The sequence below is a fragment of the Leucobacter sp. UT-8R-CII-1-4 genome, from assembly GCF_030010235.1.
In the GTDB taxonomy this organism is placed as follows: Bacteria; Actinomycetota; Actinomycetes; order Actinomycetales; family Microbacteriaceae; genus Leucobacter.
In genome coordinates this window covers 305,596-325,804 of the sequence record NZ_JASCRS010000001.1, presented here as the reverse complement: position 1 = coordinate 325,804, position 20,209 = coordinate 305,596, and the positions used below count along the sequence as shown (strand labels likewise).

The following is a 20,209-nucleotide window of genomic DNA, read 5'->3' as shown; positions in this document are numbered from 1 at the left end:
GAGGGGTGTTAGCGCAGCTCGAAATTAATCGGGTAGGTGATCGGACCGTGGTTGCCAGAGTCTGGCAGCCACTCGTCACCGCCGGGGCAGCTGAGCTTGGTGAACGCCTTCGCGAGCATAGGCAAGGCCACGCTCATATCTGCTCGGGCGATGTAGTGACCAAGGCAGTGATGCACGCCGCCGCCAAAGGTATGGTGCGCAGGCCGATCGGTCGCGAGAATATCGATTTCGGGGTCAGGGTAGGCAACTGGGTCGGTACCGCTCGTCATGGTGAAGAGATGCACCGTGGTGCCCTTGGCGATTTCGAGGCCGTTGAATTCGAAGTCTTCGTTGGCTTCACGGGTAACCCAGCGGGTGGTCGGATTAACCCGAAGAGCTTCTTCAAGGGCCGGTTTGGTGAGAGCTTCAGGGTCGCCTGCGAGTAGTTCCCACTGTTGAGGCGAGCGAATGTAAGTCTGGATCAGGAGTCCGAGCTGATTGCGAGTGGTATCCATTCCGCCAAAAAGCATCAGCACGAGGGCATTTCGCAGTTCTTCTTCGCTGAGTTTGTCACCGTGGGCGGTGAACGCAATCAGGTGCGAAACAACGTCGTCGCCCGGTTGCGCGGTGCGCTCTTGAATCAGTTCTTCGACGAAGGTGTATAGCTCGGTGACCGCATGATCAATGTTCTCGATATCTTCTTTGATGCTAATGCTGAGGGCATATCCGATGGTGTTTGCGCGATCTGCGATAAACGGCCAGTGCTCGTGTGAAATCCCCATCATGGCGCAGAGTGCGCGGGTTGCGAAGGGCTCAGAGAAGTCATGTACAAACTCCACTTGAGCGCCCTTGGCTTGCTTCTGCTTCATGTTCTCGATGAGTTCGGCGGCGATCGCAGCGAACTCTGGCTTCAGCGATTCGGCCACGCGGGGTGAAAATGCTGGATTCAAGAGGCGGCGAATGCGGTGGTGTTCTTCGCCTTCGAGCACGAGCAGGTTCTTCGACCACCATTCGTAGAAGATGCCTGAGTGCACGCCATTGTGTTCTGGCCACTGAGCACTACCCTGATTGAGGCTTGGATGCTTCAGCAGTTCGGTGACCTCTCGGTAGCGCAGTACCGCGACACCGTAGTTTGTGCGGGCATACCAGTGCTTAGCTCTGGCATCACGCACCGCTTCTGAACTCATTGAGAATCCTGGGGATGCAATATCGAGGTACGCGACCTCGTCGATTGCAGTGCTCATATATCTACTCCTTTGTCGATACTTCGCATACTTTCGGCTCATTGCTCGCGCACCGAGAGGAAAGCTCATCTGCTTGCAAATAAGCTATAACTGAATCTTTTAAGAAGCAAGTGATTCAAGTGAAATTGTTTATCTACCGGCTAAACGTAGGGAAATTAGCGATTAAAACATTCGTTAAATGAATGTTTTGCATCTACACTGACTTCAAGCCACATATTTTGGCATCACCCGGGCGCCCTCAACGTTGAAGTGCAAACCCCTGGACGATGCCAATGATCTGCAAAGGAGCGGTCTTGTCTTCGACACTGGAAATGGCAATAATCGGCAGCGGGCCTGCGGGTTGCTACCTAGCGCAGTCGATCCAGCGCATGCTGCCAGAAGCAAATCTGACCATCATCGATCGGTTACCAGTGCCCTTCGGCCTGATCCGCTACGGAGTTGCCGCGGACCACCAGCACACCAAAGCGATCACGAGGCAATTCGACCGGCTTTTTGTGGCGCCAAACGTGCGCTTCGCGGGCAACATCGAAGTCGGTACAGACGTCAGTGTCGCCGAACTGCGTGCTGCATTTGACACGGTGGTGTTCGCGACCGGACTCTACGCCGACAATAGTATCCATTTGCCGGGTGAGGAGCTGGCGGGTGTCTATGGCTCGGGCACGATTACCCGACTACTGAACTCGCACCCAGCAGAGCGCTCCGAGCTACCAACGCTCGGTGAAGATGTGGTCATTGTTGGTGGCGGAAACGTCGCAATCGACCTATTACGTTTTCTGGTAAAAACCGGGGCCGACTATCAAGGCAGCGACATTGCCGAACACGCGCTTGCAAGCTACCTCGAATCGCCTGCCGCGCGGGTGACCCTGCTGAACCGCTCACAGATCACGAACGCAAAGAGCGACCCGCAAATGCTCGCAGAACTCGCGAAGCTTGAAGCCGGCAACTACCAAATTTTTGGGCTATCCGAGACCATCGCGCTCGAAGAACAGGCAGGGACGCTTGACCGCCAGGCCACCGCGCGGCTCGCGGCATTGCGCGCACTACAATCCCGCGAAGCTGCCCCAGGCGCAAGTGTGCGTCTGCGATTTGGTGCAACGCCTGTGCGACTTGTCGGCGATCAACGAGTCAGCGCCATCGAGTTCGAACAAGACGGCAAACTCGAACAAATTGAGGCGAGCTCGGTCTTGATCGCCACCGGGTTTTCTGCTGGAAACGATCCGCTCGCCACATACGTTGCCACGCCAAGCCAGACAGGTCGGATCGAAATGGGTCTGTACCGAACAGGTTGGGCCAAACGTGGCCCGCGAGGAGCGATCCCAGAAAACCGAGCCTGTGCCAAAGCTGTAGCTGAAGAGATCGTTGCTGATCTCGCTGAATCTACTGGCCCGATTGGCCGAGGCGGTTTCGAGTCGCTGCCCGAAGATGTGCGCACAAACTCGATTTCGTATGAGCAGTGGCACCTGCTCGATGCGCACGAGCGTGCGCAGGCAGGCCCTGACCGAGTGCGCCGCAAAATTCTTGACACCGCGGAAATGCTTCGAATTGCACGACGCGAAACCCAATAACGACCCACACAAACTGGAGAACAGCAATGAACATCACCGTCTTGTACGGCACCGAATCGGGCAATAGCGAACTGATCGCCGAAGACCTTGGCGCAAAACTGCGTGAGACCCACGAAAATGTCGACGTTTTTGACCTGCGTGACTTTGAGCCAGCTGAGCTGAGCGCTGAGAAGTTCTATATCGTGGTTTGTTCGACGCACGGAGAGGGTGATCTGCCCAACACGGCATTGCCGTTCGCGGAGCGATTTGACGAGAACCCGCCAGCGCTTGAGGGGCTGCGGTACGCCATGTTCGGGCTCGGCGACAGTTTCTACGACACCTATAGCCAAGGTAGTGAACAGCTCGACCGCCGTTTTGCCGAGCGCGGCGCGACTCGGGTGGGCGAGTATGGCAGACACGATGCATCATCGTGGGATCTGCCCAGCGATATTGCGCTTGAATGGTTGCCCGGCGTGATTGTGGCCGCCGGGCTGTAAACATTGGCGAAGCGCTCACTGAGACACACTCAGTGAGCGCTTCGTTTATGCCTTTGCCCGAGAGATCAGAGCGTCAAAGATCCGGGCCCGGTCAGTGAGGTCTGCCCCTGCATCGTCGGGATGCCACTGTACGCCGACCATAAAGCTCGCAGTACGGTGCTCCACCCCCTCAACAATGCCATCATCGGCGTTGGCGACGGCGCGCAGCGCGTCGCCAACGCGATCCACCGCTTGATGATGACCATTGCGCACGGTGACCTCAGTGCGACCCAGTATCGCTGCGATGAGGGAGTCTTCATCGAGAGTGAGCCGTTCGTCGATCATGAGCTCTGGCAGGTGGGCGCCACGGTGCATCTGCCACTCGCCGATATCGCCGATCAGTGTGCCACCAAAAGCAACATTCATGAGCTGAGAACCCTTGCAAAACGCAAGTGTAGGTATGTTCTGCGCGGCCGCCTGCTGCAGAAGTTCGATGCAGTATTCATCAGCACGCTTGTCCGCACCGCCATAGTGATTTGGCTCGACTCCACTTTGGTCGTAGAGCGTAACATCGACATCACTGCCGCCGAGAAAGACCAGGCCATCTGCCTCGCTGAGAATCGTGCCGGGTGCCGGGCGATCCAGCGCAGAAGAAGCAACTAAGCGTGGCCGCCCACCGGCTTGCCGAATGCCATCGAATGAGCCGCGAGCTTGAGCGGTGCCAAGCTCGCGGGCAAGCTCGCTCATGCCGGGAAAGTCAAGCTGGCCAATGACATAAATGAGGGGCCCGTTCGGGTCTTCGTTGCCAATGGTGAGTTCGTTTGGGTCGATGGGGGAGGTCAATGGGGGTTCCTTTCGGGCGGGGTAACACGACAGTGGGCGCCCATCGCTGGACGCCCACTGCTGGAAGGGTTATCGAGTGATGGTTTTGATTGGTCCGCTCGCATCGCCAGCTGGTGCGTCGCCGCGCAGGTGCGCTTTTGTGATGAGCATGTAGCCAAAGCCAACAGCCAGCACGATGCCGAGCACGATAAGTACCGCCCAATCGAGGAAGGTGTTGTCATTTACGGGCCAAGGGAACGAGATGTTCACGATGGCAACCACACCCCAAGCGAGCGCGATGATGTTCACGAGGTAAGCCCAAGGACCGAGCTTGAACTTGCCTGCAGGCTTCCAGCCAAGGAATCTTGCCCGGAGTGCCGCCAACACCACCATCTGGAATCCAATGTAGATACCGACCGTGCCGAAGGAGATAAGCGCGGTGAGCGCATTCTCAGCGAAGAGTGACAGCAGAATAAACAGTGCGGGGAACACTGCTGCCGTGAGTACCGCATTGCTTGGTACGCCGCGTGCCGGGGTGTGGTGTGCGAGCCACTTTGACGCAGGCAAGAAGCCATCGCGACCCATTGAGAACAGAAGCCGGCTGGCCGCTGCCTGCAGGCTCGTGACGCACGAGATGAACGCGATCGAGACGACGATCATCACTACAGGGAAGAGTGGACCGAAGGCATCGCTAATTGCGGCACTAATCGGGTTTGCGACGGTGCCGTCTGCGACTGCCGAGTAGTCGGGCACAGCCAAAACGAGTGAGAAGACCAGGAGGTTCGCGGTGATGCCGCCGACGTAAAGTGTCATTCGCATCGACTTCGGCACCCGACGGCTTGGATCTTTCACCTCTTCGGCGACATCGCCATTCGCCTCAAAGCCGTAGTAGGCGTACATGCCGATCAGTGCCGCCCAAGCGAAGGCGCCGAAGTAGCCGCCAACGCCGCTGCCGAATGGGCCATTCTCGCCAATTGCAATCACATTGCCCTGCAGATCGGTGATTTTGTTGGTGAAGAACACGGCAAAGGAGTGACCGGTCGTTGGATCGCCGTCGCCGAGGAACACGAAGTTGCGAATGATGAGGTACACACCAATTGCGACCGAGCCGATCATTTCAGCGATCAGACCGATCATTGCCGCTGCGCTGAGCGCTTTGGTGCCCATGTAATTCAGCACCGAGGCAATCGCAAGGGCGATCAGCGCGATCACCACTGTGAGGCCCGCAGTCGGAGCTGGTCGGCCCTCGTCATAACCGAGAAATGCATCGAGCAGAAACGGCGCGACGCTATAGGCGACCGCGGCAATTGTGCCGACAAGCGCGACGACGTAGATCCAGCCGTTCATCCAGGCCCACTTGCGGCCCCAGAGCCTTCGTGACCAGGGGTAGACGCCACCTGCTACCGGGTAGTTTGACACCACTTCGCCAAACACGAGTGCCACAAAAAACTGGCCGACGAGGGCAATCACGAGCGCCCATGCCATTGGCGGGCCCGCGCTCATAAACGAGAACGCGAACATTGCGTAGACGCCCGCGATGGGCGAGAGATAGGTAAAACCTAGAGACACATTGCCCCAGAAGCCCATCTCTCGTTTGAAGGTTGTGTCGTATTTGTAGCCGAGCGACGCGAGATGCGCTGCATCTTCGTCGTGAATCTCAACTTGATTCTGTTCTGTCATGGCTGCTCGTACTCCCTTGTACATATATGCAGAAACACATCAGCACCGATTCAAGAAAGTGGTGCTTTGAATAAACTACATTTAGATCTTTTGTTTGGCAATGAAATAAATGGAAGGACTTGTGTTTCTTTGATTTTGGTGCAGATGTTCAGAGATTAAAATTTAAAAATGAATGAATTAACAAGAAAGTGGGGCCGCAGTGCGAACACTGCGGCCCCACTGGGCGACAAATCGGTGTGCGGGGGATCCAGCGCACCAAAGGCTGCGAGACTAAGCCACGCTCTCGCCCGGAACGTTCTTTACGCCGAGGAGACGCTCGCGGCTGGCGAGCAAGCCCGCGCCAAGCTGCAGCGCCTGCAAAACGAGCAAGAACAGCAGCACAGGCTGCCAACTACCTGTCGAGTCATGCAGTACGCCAACAAAGACCGGACCGGCCGCCGCGAGAATGTACCCAACCGATTGAGCCATGCCAGAGATTGACGCGGCCTGGCGGTGGTGTGATGCGCGCAAGCTGAACAGTGAGAGCGCGAGCACGATGGTGCCACCGGCCGAGAAACCAACCAGCAAATTCCAGACGAGCGAGAGCTGCGGGAAGAAAAGCTGCCCGGTAAGCCCAAGAATACTGAAAGGCAAAAGCAAGAACAGAATGGGCCGCTGATCGCGTGACCAGCGTACGATCCACGCTCCAACAACAAGGTTGCCCGCGATGCCAACAATCTGGAACAAGCTTTGGTGCAGACCCGCCTCAGCAGAGGTGAAACCATTCGATTCGTCCATCATTGGCCACCAGGTGAGCAGCGTGTAAAACAGTGTCGACTGAAGGCCCATAAACATGGTGATCTGCCAGCCGAGCGCGCTGCCCCAGGGAGAACGGTGCACGACACGCGAGCCACCCTCGCCAATCGAAATGGGGCCGGTCGGTTCCGGGCGCTTGGCATTTGCGACCTGTGGCCAGAAGACCGCGAGCGCAATGAGGGCAAGGCCCGCCCACATCGCAAACGATACGCGCCACCCGGCGTCAGTGAGCCCGGCAACTGGCACTGCGAGGCCCGAAGCTGCTGCTGCGCAACCTGATTGCAGTGCGGAGTAGATGCCGGTGAGTTTGCTGGCCTCAGATGCGAAATCGCGCTTCAGCAGGGCGGGCAGAATCACATTCAGTACGGCGATCGAGAAGCCGATGCCGAGCGTGCCGGCCCAGAGTAGGCCAGCTATTGGCAGCGAGCGGGCCACGAGCGCGAGTGCGAGCAGTACAAGCGCGGCTGCGAGCGTGCGCTCGATGCCGAAGCGGCGTGCAATTAGCGGCGCCACGGGTGAGAAAACTGCGAAGCAGATTACCGGAATGGTGATCAAAAGAGACGCAGTCATGCTGGTGAGGTGCAGCTCATCGCGTACGTCGCCCATGAGGGGGCCAACCACGGTGATGCCCGTGCGGAGGTTCGCTGCAATCAGCAGAATTCCGGCGATGGCAAGCCCGCGTCTGCCGAGACGTTGTCTGCGCTGGGGTGTCAGATCGTCGTCATTGTGTGCCTTAGGCATTTCAGGGCTTTCTAGTTTGGGGGAGAGTTTCTTCGAGTGATTCGCCGCAGAGCGTATTGGCCTGCTCCATGAGCAGAGTGACCGCGGCTACTGCGGCATCGGGGTCACGTTTTTTGATGGCTTCGAGGATCGCCCGATGCGGATCTTCGTCATGCCAGCGGGCGCGCAACGCTGTATTGCGCTGTTGCGCGTCGCCCTCGCCGGGCAGGCCGGTGCTTTGCTGGTGCAGATCTTGGTAGAGATCACCCAGCAGCCGGTTGCCGGAGGCTCGAACGAGTTCGAGGTGAAAGGCGAGGTCGGTTGCGAGATATTCTTCGATGTCGGTGTGCGCGTCGCGCTCGTCGAGCAACTGGGTGAGTGTTTCGATTTGCGCGGCATTGGCCTGTTCGGCTGCGCGTCTTGCGCCGTATTGTTCGAGCGCCGCGCGCACCTCGAAGACATTGTTGATTTCTTCGCGGGAAGCGCGACGTTTGAGTGCGACCTCAAGTTCGGTGCTGGCTAAGACGTAGGTGCCATCGCCGGGGCGAGCCTCGAGGAGGCCCGCGTGTACGAGGCCGCGCAAGGCTTCGCGCACCGTATTGCGGCTGGTGCCCATCGCCTCGGCGAGTTCGTGCTCACCTGGTACTCGGTGGCCGACTGGCCATTCGCCGGATTCGATGCGCTCGCGAACTCGCTCTGCGATCTGGGCAGAGAGGGGTTGGTGGCGCTGAATGGGGCGAGTTGAATCGGTCACCTGTCAAATGTAGGACATTTGACAGCATTCGTCAAAATTGGCGTGTTTCTGCCGTTGTTGCGCGCTGAGTTTGGTGCGCTTTCGGCTTGTTGGCTTGAGCCGTGAATGAAACGCTAGTTTTGGCGGTTGGCGATTCTGGTGAAGCTCTGGGCGAGATCTGCCGGGTAATTCTCTGGATCGAGGCGCTGCATGCTGGCGAGGGAAAGGGCGAGGAGCACGTCGTGTTTCGCTTCAATTTCACTGATGTGCTCATCGTGTTCTGTGAGTGCCCGGGTGAGCTGGTTGAGGCTGTGCGTGAAAGTTGCTGCAAAAGCTGGGCGACGCAGTGCTTCGGTCCAGGCGTCGACCCAGAGTGAGAGTTCTTCGCGACGATCGGGGTCGGAGTGGTTCGCGAAAAACTCTGCGGTGGTGTCGGCGCCTGCCGCGAGGTTTTCGGAGAACTCGGCAATATTCGTATCGATGTACTGCTGCCAGGCGGTTGCGATGAGTTCGTCCATGCTCGGAAAGTGCTGGTGGATGAGGCCGGGTGATCCAGCGACTTCTTGAGCAACGGACCGTGCTGTGACTGCAGCGAAGCCATCGCGCCGAATGATCTTGAGTGCAGCGTCAATAATGGCGGCCCGACGCTGTTCGCGGGGTAGGTACGCCATGTTTGCTCCGTTCTTCACCCTGGTTTGTTCGTGCAATTCAGGATTCCTCGCTATGATTCTATCAATCTGGACATGCGTACAGATTGGAAATGAGAGGAATTATGAAGAAGCGAAGTCTGCGCGAATTTAAGCTCGCGCTCGGCAACGTTGACGAAGCGACACGCAAAGCCGTGCACGCACCCAAAGCGCTCACAAGGCTCGCCTGGGAAGATCTGGATTATCTCGGTTGGCGCGATCCCGGCGCACAGCAGCGGGGATATCTCTTTATCGAACGCAACGAGAGGCTGCACGGAGTGATGGTGCTCAACACCAAAACACAGACCTCGGCCGGGCGCGCAGTGATGTGCGCCTTCTGCCGCATGCCACGAAGGTTCGGACAAGTGGTGCTGTTCTCAAGCCCAACGCTCACAAACCCCAAAGGCACCTCGACCCAGGGCACGTACATTTGCGCCGACCTCGACTGCAACGTTCGAGTAAACGGGCTGCGCCCAATGTCGCCACTCGACCCGCCCGCCGACGAACTGGTCGGTAAGCATCGCGAACAGCTCGCAGATTCAGCGCAACGCTTCATCGCATCGGTGCTCGAATTGCCAGCTGCCAGCTAGTCGGGTGGGCGGCTTGCCTGGTTGATGCTTCGTGTTCGGTCGCGCTAGCGCCGGGCGTCGGGAAGGTACCCGTTGTCGAGCCCGGCACGCAACTCGGCACGGTACGCGCCCGGCGTCTGATCGAAAGCGCGACGGAACGCGCGGATGAAGGTATTTGCCTCAAGCCCGCACATCGCGGCAATATCAGAGATGTTGAGTGCTTGAGCCGCCGGGGCACCAAGGAGCCTGCGAGCCTGTTCGAGGCGAATTTCGGTGAGCTGCGCAGCGCAACTCAGACCCTCCGCCGCAAATGCGAGCTGCAAATAGCGAAGCGAGACATGCAAATTGGCGGCGATAGCCGCTGGATGCAAACCAGGGTCAGCAAAGTGGGCGCGCATAAAAGCCATTGCGCGCAACACAGTTGCGCGAGCATCGCTAGCAGCGCCAGGCTCTGCATGCTGCACGAGCAAGCTTTTAGCCAGGTGTAGCGCAGTATCACCGAGCAAATCGGCGTCGCTCTGGTTATCGAGCAACTCCAGCATGAGTGAGCGCAACACGGCTCCGATAGACCCAGAAACCGGCAACCGCGGAGGAACAACGCTCAGCGTTGGTGCCGGGATCTGCGCAACCAACACATCGCCCCCGCTCGGAAATTCAAGCGAATACGGTTCGTTCGCCGAGTGCAGCGAATACTGCCCAGGTCGTAGGGTGAGGCACGAGTGAGCCCTACGCACAGTTACCTGGCCCGTGCGCGGGGTGAGCAGCAACACATCATCACGCAAGTCGCGAGCCGCGCCCTTCTCGGTTCGCACAATGGTTGAGGCAGTGTGCTGCACGTGGTTCAACTGCAACTGGTCAGAAAAACGGAGCGAACGAATCGAGGCATCAAAGCGCTCGCCCGTCTCACGAACCTCAAGATCGATGAAGGAGTCTGACGCGATGGCGGCCCACTCTGATGCACTGTCGGTGTGCAGTGTGGTCACCATTTTCGCCGCCTTGCGTGAATTGTCGATCATCTGTGCGCTGTGCGTCGATCATAGGCCGAAACTCTGAAATAGCGTCAGAACTGCAACTACATCGCACCCAAAGGAGGGTCATTATGCCTACAGTTTCGAAGCCTTCATACGTAATCGGCGCAAGCGCTGATCAAGAGTTCGTGCCATTTGAGCACCCAAAACCGCACGGAGAGCCGGGCATGGCAGGCTTTGGTGAAATCGCTGTATTGCGTGACAAAGCAAGCAACGGAAATGTGCTCGTTGCTGCGTTTTGGCGCTCACAGCCCGCAGTGTCACCTCTCTATGACGCACCGCTCGGCGACGAAGCCGGCTACGTGACCAAAGGATCAGCGACAGTGGAGCTTCTCGACCTCGGTGAGACACAACATCTAGCCGCAGGCGATCTGTACTTTTTCGAGAAAGGCACGCTGATGCGCTGGACGATCCACGAGCCATTCGAAAAATTCGTTGTGGTCGCTGACTCTTAAACCCTGCGCTGGATCAGAAGATCTTGAGCCGGTGGTTCGCCAAGAACTGGTGTGCTCCGTGCAGGAGTTCACGCCGGCGGCAAACCACCGGCCCGGGGCGGAGGCGGTGCGGCAGACATCTGAGGGGTGAGGTTCTGGGGTGAGAACACTCGCGAGTTGTGGTGGTTGAGCAGTTGTTTCGGGATAGTCGTCTTGCGGGCCACGGCTCGCACAACATCGTCGTGCACTGAAGCCGCAGCCGAGAACTTTCCCCCAAGAAGCTGCAAGCTGTGCTTCAAGAACATTCTCCCGATCTGTTCGCACGATACGGGCGCCTCGGTACAGACAGTCTCGGGGCGCCTGGCACACATGCCTACTGAGGCGTAGAGCCGACCATTTGAAATATTGCTTTGACTGTGAAAAAAGTTGCGATAGCTTTCACAGTAGGGGTTGGGCTTGGCCGTTCTTTCCTGGTATGAGGCGAAACTTCGGCAGCCCTGGGGGAGCACACGGGGGCATAGTTGCGCGAGAATACTTCACATTGGATTAACCGATCTGCACTTCTTGAGCGAATTAACCAGGCCTCTGGAGTGTGCGTTCTGAAAGCCGAAGGCGGCGCGGGGAAAACCTCGCTGGTCAGCCACTGGCTTTCACAGCGACACTCGGATTCGGAAATCTCATGGATATCGTTTTCTGAATCGGACTATGAAATTGCTCTCGCTTGGCGAAAAGTACTCAGGGTGCTGGTTGCGAGCCTTTCTGAAACGATTGCTCCCGTAGTAGCAGGCTACGAAGCTAAATTGATTGACCCAACTGAGGTGCCGAGCTTGCTCATCACTCGACTGCTTTTCCAGTCGACACCGATGATCTGGGTGCTCGACGATTTGCACCTCACCTCGCAGGAGTTTCAGACTCAGTTGCTCTCGGTGTTTCAAGGATGTCCCTCGCTACAACTGATTGTTACCACCAGAAACTCAACCGTGTTCGAGCAAGCCTTGCCCGTTGGCGGGATCGGTATGACACTGATCGGCTCTGACGAGCTAGCCTTCACCATGGATGAGATGCTCACGCTTCTGGGCTACGGGAGAAACGCAGAGTCGATTGAACTTGCAGACAGGCTCCATCGCGCCACAAACGGTCATGTCTTGGCCTCACGTCTTGCCGTTGCAAAATTCCGAGACGCAGGACCCGCAGCAGCCTATCGGATGCTAGACGGCAGAGTTCAAGAGCATACCCGAGCACTCGCTACTCAATATCTGCCCGAGTTTGTCACTGAACAAGAGCGGCAGTTTGCCTGCGCAGTTGCACTATGCCCGGAACTCTCAATTGAACTTGCGGAAGCGCTGCTTCCCAAAAAATTTGATTCTTGGGCTTTAGTTCGAGACTTCGAGTCCAGGGGATTCGGGCGGATCACGGTCAGAGGTTCAGTTGAACTTTTTCAGTTGCATGCATTGATTCGCGCGGCGCTTGTGAGCGAAGCGCCGAAGGTGCTTGGCTCGAGAGATATGCAATATGTCCGTGCGAAAGCTTTTGAGCTTTTGGAAGGGACTGCGGACCCGGTTGCTCTTTTCAGAGTCGCCCTCGACGGCGACCTTGACGACAAAGTGTTTGCGTTTTTTGCTCGGAATTTCTCCGAACTCAGTCTTGTGCGAACGCGGGAGTGTCTCACCGCGGTGGAGCAGATTTCAAATGAGCGGCTGTATCGAGGTTGGCAATTAGCACTTGTCTATGCAGTGTTACTTGTTGAAGACATCGCCAAGCCGTCGGCGCGTAGCAGGAGTCTTGCGAGGCATGCGATGAAAAACCTTGATCGGGCAGCTCAGCCCCCTCAAGGCGCTGAGAGCTTGATGCTCTCACTCGCCAGATTTACGGTGAGCCGAGTAGTACGCGATTGGGAACAAGCTGGGCCAAATGTGGACCAGTTTCTCGAAGACTTGCGCGCGTTTCAGGCGACACAGCAGGAGGGCGACCCGACGCTTTGGTTTGCGGTGCTGCTACAAACGATGCTGACCAAATTGCTCTGCGGTGATCTGCCAGGGGTACTTGCTATCGCGCCGCAACTTGCCACAGATTCGCACCCAGCAAGACGTTTGCATACGCACGGACAATTGAGTTTTGTGCACGCGTACCGGGGAGACATCCTGATCGCTAGCAGGCATCTCAGGGAAATCTCGAGCTCTTTCACTCCAGCGGGGTGGGAAAGCTCGATCCGTTCTGTTGGCTGGCAACTGGGCGGCGCACTTGTGCTTGCCAACGCAGGACAGCCCGGTGAAGCACACCGCCAGCTCGAAATGAATTTGCCAGAACTTGCAAGAGTTGAATACTGGCCTGCGGTGCTCTGGACCAAAGCTCGGTTGAGGTTCCTGGCGGGTGATGCTGCTGCAGGTTTGGCGGAACTCACAGCAGAGAGTCGAAGTCTCGTTGACTATCCGATAAGCCCTTGGTGGCGAGAAAGACTTCGCGTCGTTCGTGCAGAACTATTCCTCGCGGTGGGCGATCTCGCTTCGGCTAGATTTGAGACTCAGCAACTTAGCAAATCTGCTGATGTGCAATTAATTGACGCGAGTGTGTCCCTGGCTTCGGGAGACCTGGAACACGCGTTTCAACTAGTGACATCGGTGCGAACGAATCGAGATGCAACGACTGCCGAGGCAGTCCAGGCTTTGTTGCTGCGTAGTGTCATCAAGGCACACCTCGGGCATGAGAACACTGCGAGGCAGCGGGCCAACGAGGCGATGCACGCAATAGGCAGATCTGGTAATCGAATGCCGCTCTCAATGTTGCCATTTTCAGAGTTGCAACGACTGCGAGCGATGCTGCCGGCGACTGCTTGGATCGAACCCGTCTCAAGTCCACTCAAATTCGATGTTTCTCCGGTGAGCCTTACCGTGCGAGAGCGAGATGTGTTGAAGCAACTCGCTTCTCCCCGGGGTCTCGACGCTATTGCCGCTGAACTTTATGTGTCATCGAACACTCTGAAGACACATTTGAGAAGTATTTATCGAAAGCTTGGCGCTGCGGATCGGCACGAGGCAGTTCGACTTGCGACTGAGCGCGGGGTGTACTGAAGTAGCGCACTCGAGGCAGCTCTCAGCGGAAGCCTCGGGTGATGTTCCAGGGTGAGATCTGAAATTTGGAGTGAGCTCAAAAGTGTTCTGCCAGTTAGCTGAACCTCGGATTGTTTGCCTTCGTGAAATCAGAAGTGCAAGCTCCGCACAACAACTGATGAAACACCAGATTGGGGTCACCTCATGTTTAGGCGATTCAGCGCGGGAAAGCTACTTGGCTCAGCGCGACAACGGACGGACCATGAACCTTCGAATCGATGGCGACAGCGCGGATCAATGCAGGCTGGCGCTATGCTGCTTGCCACTGCTCTGTTTGCTGGAATGCTTGGTTTGCTTTCTACCGTCTCGACGGCACCAGCTGAAGCGGTTCAGGTTGATCCAACTGGTTGTAGCTATGCGCCAGGGAGCAAAGGAAAATTCGCAGACACCATTTGCTGGATCGATTTTTCTGGATATGACCCGGTAAAGGCTAAGTCTGAAGCAGGCCAACCCTACCGCTTGGAAATCGGTGGTGGATACGTAGCTACGTTTGACCTGAAAATGCGTGCAGTCCCTGGCAGCAATTACTACGAGATTGTTCCCCGAGAAACTTCCCAAATGGTATCGGGATCCACCCTGCAGGGTGCGTTCAGCAATAACTATTACGCAAGCGCGCAGGGAAAACCGGTGCTTTGGAATAATGGTCCCGGATCAGGCAGCGGCTCTGGCTTTACGGCTCGTCTCGACAACATCATTGTGTCGGGTCCAGATGGCTCAAAAATTGACGACTTTAGATTTGTTTCAGGTGACGCCGAATCAACAGGTGCCGGCGAATTCGTTACATTTACCTCCGACAAACCGCTGAACTTTCTTGAGGCGCTGCGCCCGCCACAATCAACTATGGGCTGCTTCCGGGAAATCAATATCGTAGGCGAAGGTACCACTTCGGTCACCTGCAACGGTCGCACCGGAGCTGGATCGCACGGCACAAATTTGAACAATGTGGCCGCGAATGTGCTCTACTATTCGCAAACGCCTAGCTTCATCGAGCAGACAGTTCGTTCGGGTTCTCTAAATGCCGGTGTTTTCGGATTCATGATGTCAAAAGTGAAGCTCAATAAGGTTGTTGACTCGCGTGCGTTTGCCTCGGACACTTTCGACCTCAATGTGCGCAGCGGTGATTCGCTGATCGAATCTGCGAACACAGGCTCAGAAACCGCGATTTCGACTGGTGAAGTGACAGTGCTGGCAAATAGCTCGGTAACTCTCGAGGAGGTAGCCGGTGAGGGTACTGATCTTTCAAACTACCGGACTAACTGGTCATGCACCAACAATGGTGATCCAGCGGGAATTATCGTGCCTGAGGACGGAGATACAAGACTTCAGTTGAGTTCTGGCGAAACTAATGTCGGTGATTTTGTTGAGTGCACAATTACCAACACCGCAAAACCTGCTTCGATCAAAATTGAAAAAACTTCGGATGCCACAGTAGATGTTCGACCTGGTGACACCGTCTCATACACAGTAAAGGCCACAAATACGGGCCAAGTGAGCTATTCGGCGGAGAACCCAGCAGTGATTTGGGACGACTTGAGCGGAGTGCTCGACGACGCTGATTACCAAAATGATGCCAGCGCATCGCTACCCGGTGAGCTGTCTTACAGCGAGCCCCGACTTAACTGGTCAGGCGCACTTGCTGTGGGCAAGAGTGTTGAACTGAAGTACACAGTAAAGATCAAGGCTGGCGGCGATCGAGCGGTAAAGAATGTCTCGTTCGTGGGTACTCCGACTGAACCAGAACCTCCAACTCCCGAGTGTGAGCCGGCTTCTGATCAAGTTTCGTGTACCTTGATTGAACTTCCTGCGTTGAAGATCACGAAGGTGGCTGATCAAACTGAGTTGCCAAAAACGGGCGCACCCGTGACTTATACGGTCACGGTGACGAATGTTGGCCCTGGTGCCTACACGGCGGAAAACCCTGCCAAGTTCACCGACGACATGACGGAAGTGCTTGACGATGCTGAATACGCAAACGACGCCGTGGCATCGACAGGAACGGTCACTTTTGACGATCCTAAGCTGAAATGGGAGGGTGCGCTTGATGCGAATGAGAGCGCAACAATTACCTACTCAGTCGTTTACAACGCAAAGGGCGACCAGAAGCTTCGTAATGTCGCCTGTGTGCCCGAGCTTGACGTTGCAACGGGTGAACTTCGGTGTGACACGACAACGATTCCTGGACCACTGCTCAGCAAGTGGAAGACAGTGTCTTCCTCAGCCACACCTACAGTTGCTGGCTCGGTATTGACCTACAGTCTCTTCTTCAAGAACAACGGGCAAGCAAATGCTGTCGTTGACGCAGAGGACATCATGACCGGCGTGCTCGATGACGCCGAAGTGACTTCAGAACCTACGGCGACTGGTGGACTGATCGCTGTGCGCAACGGCGAAGTGATTTCGGTTACTGGTTCTGTCGCGCCGGGAGAAACTGCCTGGGTGACTTATCAGGTAACTGTGAAGCCCGACGGTGATCGGGGTGACGACGAAGCAGCAAACTTCGTGGTTGAATCTGGCGAACTACCTCCCGAAGATTGCAAACCAAAGCAAAACGAAGCAGCGAACTGCACTGTTACACCGATTGCCGCAATCGAATATAAAAAGACCGTTGAAGCAACTACAGACCCAGTGGCCGCGGGCACAGTGCTGCGGTACACAATTACGGCGACAAGCACGGGCAAAGCCGAAGCAAAGGTGTCGAAAGAGGACATCCTGACAGATGTGCTTGATGATGCTGACCTGACAAAAGACCCGTACTCTGACACAGCTTCGGTTACAGCTTCAGCTGTACAGAACAACCGCTTTGAAATTGGTGGAACGTTGGCCGCCGGTGCTTCAGCGCAGATTCGATACGAGGTAACGGTAAAACCAGACAGCGAGCGTGGAAACAATAGTGCCGCAAACTTTGTCGTGGATCCAGGGAAGACGCCTCCGATCGAGTGTATAGAGGCAGACCCAATGTGCACGGTCACTGATTTGCCAAACATCACCGTGACAAAGAGTTCAAACCCTGAAAGCGGATCTGACGTTATGGCGGGCCAGGAGATTACCTACACGCTCACTTACACAAACACCGGAAAGGCGCGCGGTGAGATCCTCGTTGATGGGAAGCCGTCGATCGATAATTTGAGCAGTGTGCTTGATGACGCCGAACTTATCGTGACAGCTGTTTCAAGTTCACCCGACGTGCGAGCCAGCTCTGGTACAAGCGGTGAAATTCTCGTGACTGGTCTGCTCGAAGCGGGCGAAACCGCCACCGTGACCTATACGGTGAAAGTGAAACCCGACGGTGAGCGCGGCGATAACGTGTTGCGCAATGTTGTGCTCTGTAATACTCCAGCAGGGTGCGAAACGGTGCACAACGTTGGTGAGCTGGAGTACGGTAAGTCAGTCGATCCGGCGCACGGATCAACCCTTCGCGCAGGCGAAACTGCCACCTACACCCTAAGATTCGCAAACGTTGGAGAGGCGGCTCTGGAATTTCTGAAAGACGATGTGCTGAGTGATGTACTCGACGATGCTGACCTTGTGGCTGCACCGGTTGCATCGAGCGCAGACATATCGGTTACTGACGTTGTCGACAGCCGTTTTACCATCAGCGGGGTCCTCCAGCCGGGCCAGATCGAAACCGTCACTTACCAGGTGAAAGTCAAGGCCGACGGTGAGCGCGGTGACGACAGAATTGCCAACTTTGTGGTTGATCACGGAACAGAACCGCCTCAAGAATGCGAGATCACTCCGGAAGAAGATCCGAAGTGCACCGTCAATCACGTCTCAGACGTGAAGGTCGAAAAAACAAGCAATCCTGCCAGCGGTTCAGAAGTGAAGCCAGGGCAGAAGGTGAGTTATAGCTTGACCTTTGTAAACCGATCAAAAAACCCTGACGCGGCACCAGTAGGCATCGACTACACCGACGATATGTCGGATGTGCTCGATGATGCTGACCTCATTGGAACCGCGGTTTCCTCTGACCCGGACGTTACCGTGACCACTTCGAACACGAAAATTCGTGTCGTTGGTGCCGTCGCGTCAGGCAAGACCGTTACCGTGACCTATACGGTGCAGGTCAAGGACTACGCGAAACAAGGAAATCATGACCTTGGCAACGTGGTCACCGTCACTGGCGAACCGCCAGTGTGCGTTCCAGACAGCAAGCTATGCACCGAACATCCCGTACCTAAACCTCCGACACTCGCCCTAACGGGTGGAACGGCGATGACCGGAGCTGCAATTACCGCTCTGCTCCTGCTCGGCCTTGGTGCGGGCTTGATTGTGCGCAAACGCAAGCGGGCGAGCTCGCTCAAGTAAGTGAATAGGCGGGTGTTGGCGAGGGGGCTCTTCGTCAACACCCGCATTTCTACCGATCAACTGAACCGTGTCTTCAACAGACTTCCCGCTAGGTGACTGACTTGGGTTTTCACTATCAGATCGACCTCAGCAGCGAGCAAGACTACGTAGTGATGTGCTTAGCTCTCGAACACTTTTCAAACGACATGAGGCAGCATGCAACCGAACTTGATCGAGAGAGCTCGGGGAACGGTGAACCAACGCCCTCGAGATTGTCTGCTGATTGTAGCGAGATGGCAGAACAAGCGATCTTGCTTGCCGAGCGAATCACACGTCACCGCTGAACGTGCAGCACTTGCAGTCTCCATGCGTTTTTAGGCAAGTGTTCTGCACCCGGATCAATGCGCCACCCGAGCTCTCTCGAAATACTCAGAGTGTGCCAAGAACAGAGCTGGTTCTTGGTGTCATTAGGTTCAGGGAGGAACTGCTGTGGCTAAAGAATCGAACGATTTTGTAATTGTTGGAGCCGGATCGGGCGGAAGCGCACTCGCACGCCGACTGGTTGACGCCGGACACACCGTGCACGTCATCGAGGGCGGCAGCGTCGACACAAACCCCAACGTTCACTCACCACAGGGCTGGCCCGCACTGCTGATGTCCGAAAACGACTGGGCGGTAATGACCGTGCCACAGAAGCACCTTGGCGATCGCGTGATCTACTGGCCACGAGGAAAAGTTCTCGGTGGATCAAGCTCAACCAACGGCATGATCTACATGCGTGGCGACAAGAGCGACTACAACGATTGGGCTGCATCCGGCGCGACCGGCTGGGGCTGGGACGAAGTGTTTCCCATCTTTCAGCGGGCCGAGGATCACGAAGACGGTGCCGACGATTTCCACGGTGCGGGCGGGCCACTGCACGTTGAACGAATTCCAAAGGAATCACGCAACCCCCTCGCGCAAGCCTTCGTTGATGCGGCAGTGCAGGCAGGTATCCCAGAGACGGGAGACTTTAACCGAGAACGGCTCGACGGCGTTGGCTTCAACCACACGACCACCAAAAACGGCAAGCGAGCGAGCGCCTGGCAAAGTTTTGTAGCGCCCATCATCGACAATCCGTTGCTCACCGTGACAACCAATGCTGTGGTCAACAAAGTGGTGATTGAAAACGGTCGCGCTATTGGAGTCGAATACTCCGTCAACGGTGAGACTCGAACCGCTTCGGCAGAACGCGAAGTTATCGTGTGCGCCGGTGCAATCGGCAGCCCAGCGATTCTGCTGCGCTCGGGGATCGGCCCGAGGGAGCACTTGCAGGAGCTTGGAATCGAAACCATCGCAGACCTGCCAGGCGTTGGCGAAAATCTACACGATCACTTGCTCGTGAGCGTGCTGTATGAAACTGAAGACGCAGTTCCAGCAGGTCGCTGGAACCTGCTTGAAGCACAGCTCTACGCGCGCTCGTCTGCGTGGGAGGGGCCAGCACCCGATTTGCAGCCGCTATTTGTGCACATGCCATACCCAACTGATGGTGGCGCAGTGCCAGAAAACGGCTACACCATTCTGGCTGGCACGGTTCGACCATATTCACGCGGCACCATTCGCCTCGCCTCGGCAGACCCCGCCGTGGCTCCACTCGTCGACCCGAATATCTTCGCCGATGAGCGAGACCTTGAGGCCATGGTCGATGCCATTGAACTCGTGCGGAACGTCGGTGCACAAGATGCCTTCGCGTCGTTTGCTCCAAACGAGTTTGCGCCGGGTGCGGCTGCACAGAGCCGCGATGATCTGCGTGAATTCGCCCGCAATACCGTCGGCACCTACCACCATCAGGTAGGAACTTGCCGGATGGGTGAGGACGAAATGGCAGTCGTCGATCCACAGTTGCGGGTGCGCGGTGTCGCCGGTCTTCGGGTGGCAGACGCTTCGGTCATGCCGTCTGTTCCGAGTGCAAACACCAATGCGCCGTCGATTATGGTTGGCGATCGCGCATCTGATTTCATCCTGGCTGAACAGCAGTAGTCACTGGTCAACAACCGAGAGTGCTGCCTTCGGCAAGAACCCACTGCGGGTGTCTTCCGTCGGGCAGCACTCTCGCTGGGTTTCAAGAC

At 56.5% G+C, this 20,209-nt stretch carries 14 protein-coding genes; 7 read left to right on the top strand and 7 right to left on the bottom strand.

What is annotated here, in order from left to right:
• Positions 1 to 8: 8 nt before the first annotated feature.
• Positions 9 to 1,223 (bottom strand): cytochrome P450, encoded by a 1,215-nt coding sequence (locus tag QBL02_RS01415; RefSeq protein ID WP_282724566.1) that lies wholly within the window; start codon positions 1,221 to 1,223, stop codon positions 9 to 11.
• A gap of 293 nt (positions 1,224 to 1,516) precedes the next feature.
• Between QBL02_RS01415 and QBL02_RS01410 the strand changes: the two genes are divergently transcribed.
• Together QBL02_RS01410 and QBL02_RS01405 are read left to right on the top strand one after the other, a co-directional pair.
• On the top strand, positions 1,517 to 2,788 hold the full coding sequence (locus tag QBL02_RS01410) for an FAD-dependent oxidoreductase (protein ID WP_282724565.1): 1,272 nt from the start codon (positions 1,517 to 1,519) through the stop codon (positions 2,786 to 2,788).
• 26 nt (positions 2,789 to 2,814) lie between these two features.
• Positions 2,815 to 3,264: a flavodoxin domain-containing protein gene (locus QBL02_RS01405; RefSeq protein WP_282724564.1), complete on the top strand. Its 450-nt coding sequence runs from the start codon at positions 2,815 to 2,817 to the stop codon at positions 3,262 to 3,264.
• Positions 3,265 to 3,309: 45 nt separating this feature from the next.
• Here the strand turns inward: QBL02_RS01405 and QBL02_RS01400 are convergent, their stop codons facing one another.
• The 5 genes from QBL02_RS01400 to QBL02_RS01380 form a co-directional block, all read right to left on the bottom strand.
• A complete protein-coding gene (locus QBL02_RS01400; RefSeq protein ID WP_282724563.1) occupies positions 3,310 to 4,086 on the bottom strand; it encodes a gamma-glutamyl-gamma-aminobutyrate hydrolase family protein in 777 nt (258 codons plus the stop codon).
• A 69-nt stretch (positions 4,087 to 4,155) separates the two neighbouring features.
• Positions 4,156 to 5,745: an amino acid permease gene (locus QBL02_RS01395; RefSeq protein WP_282724562.1), complete on the bottom strand. Its 1,590-nt coding sequence runs from the start codon at positions 5,743 to 5,745 to the stop codon at positions 4,156 to 4,158.
• 270 nt (positions 5,746 to 6,015) lie between these two features.
• A complete protein-coding gene (locus tag QBL02_RS01390; RefSeq protein WP_282724561.1) occupies positions 6,016 to 7,281 on the bottom strand; it encodes an MFS transporter in 1,266 nt (421 codons plus the stop codon).
• Between the two features lies 1 nt (position 7,282).
• On the bottom strand, positions 7,283 to 8,014 hold the full coding sequence (locus tag QBL02_RS01385; protein WP_282724560.1) for a FadR/GntR family transcriptional regulator: 732 nt from the start codon (positions 8,012 to 8,014) through the stop codon (positions 7,283 to 7,285).
• Positions 8,015 to 8,127: 113 nt separating this feature from the next.
• A complete protein-coding gene (locus QBL02_RS01380; RefSeq protein WP_282724559.1) occupies positions 8,128 to 8,664 on the bottom strand; it encodes a TetR/AcrR family transcriptional regulator in 537 nt (178 codons plus the stop codon).
• 101 nt (positions 8,665 to 8,765) lie between these two features.
• Between QBL02_RS01380 and QBL02_RS01375 the strand changes: the two genes are divergently transcribed.
• Complete coding sequence (locus tag QBL02_RS01375; RefSeq protein ID WP_282724558.1) at positions 8,766 to 9,269, top strand: FBP domain-containing protein; 504 nt, start codon at positions 8,766 to 8,768, stop codon at positions 9,267 to 9,269.
• A gap of 44 nt (positions 9,270 to 9,313) precedes the next feature.
• Here the strand turns inward: QBL02_RS01375 and QBL02_RS01370 are convergent, their stop codons facing one another.
• Complete coding sequence (locus QBL02_RS01370) at positions 9,314 to 10,234, bottom strand: AraC family transcriptional regulator (RefSeq protein ID WP_282724557.1); 921 nt, start codon at positions 10,232 to 10,234, stop codon at positions 9,314 to 9,316.
• Positions 10,235 to 10,347: 113 nt separating this feature from the next.
• Between QBL02_RS01370 and QBL02_RS01365 the strand changes: the two genes are divergently transcribed.
• From QBL02_RS01365 to QBL02_RS01350, 4 genes are all read left to right on the top strand, one after another.
• Positions 10,348 to 10,731: a cupin domain-containing protein gene (locus tag QBL02_RS01365; protein WP_282724556.1), complete on the top strand. Its 384-nt coding sequence runs from the start codon at positions 10,348 to 10,350 to the stop codon at positions 10,729 to 10,731.
• Between the two features lie 779 nt (positions 10,732 to 11,510).
• Positions 11,511 to 13,778 carry a LuxR family transcriptional regulator gene (locus QBL02_RS01360; RefSeq protein ID WP_282724555.1) on the top strand — a complete coding sequence of 756 codons (2,268 nt, stop codon included), beginning with the start codon at positions 11,511 to 11,513 and terminating at the stop codon, positions 13,776 to 13,778.
• Positions 13,779 to 14,069: 291 nt separating this feature from the next.
• Positions 14,070 to 18,122 (top strand): hypothetical protein, encoded by a 4,053-nt coding sequence (locus QBL02_RS01355; RefSeq protein ID WP_282724554.1) that lies wholly within the window; start codon positions 14,070 to 14,072, stop codon positions 18,120 to 18,122.
• A gap of 468 nt (positions 18,123 to 18,590) precedes the next feature.
• Positions 18,591 to 20,120, top strand: coding sequence for a GMC family oxidoreductase N-terminal domain-containing protein (locus QBL02_RS01350; RefSeq protein ID WP_282724553.1), 1,530 nt, complete (start codon positions 18,591 to 18,593; stop codon positions 20,118 to 20,120).
• Positions 20,121 to 20,209: the final 89 nt, after the last annotated feature.